The sequence below is a fragment of the Pantoea sp. Tr-811 genome (genome assembly GCF_011752535.1).
Classification (GTDB): Bacteria; Pseudomonadota; Gammaproteobacteria; order Pseudomonadales; family Pseudomonadaceae; genus Aquipseudomonas.
This window is the reverse complement of sequence record NZ_VWXJ01000080.1, coordinates 1-289: the sequence shown is the minus strand read 5'-3', so window position 1 is coordinate 289 and position 289 is coordinate 1. Positions and strand designations below refer to the sequence as shown.

General features: G+C 51.6%; 2 tRNA genes. Both read right to left on the bottom strand.

The features are described from left to right. Nucleotides 1-59: 59 nt before the first annotated feature. Nucleotides 60-135 (bottom strand) — tRNA-Ala (locus tag F3J44_RS29510). 9 nt (nucleotides 136-144) lie between these two features. Then, nucleotides 145-221, bottom strand: a tRNA-Ile gene (locus F3J44_RS29505). Nucleotides 222-289: the final 68 nt, after the last annotated feature.

Below are 289 nucleotides of genomic sequence, written 5' to 3'. Positions count from 1 at the left end.
TCAGAAATCAACATTCATCACTGAATGCTCATTTCTAAGTTCTGAGCAGTGGTGCAAAGTGGTGGAGCCAAGCGGGATCGAACCGCTGACCTCCTGCGTGCAAGGCAGGCGCTCTCCCAGCTGAGCTATGGCCCCATTAGGAACTGGTAGGTCTGGGCAGATTTGAACTGCCGACCTCACCCTTATCAGGGGTGCGCTCTAACCAACTGAGCTACAGACCTATAACAGGGTCGCATCACATCATCGTCTTTTCACAATGAATCAAGCAATTCGTGTGGGAGCTCATCAG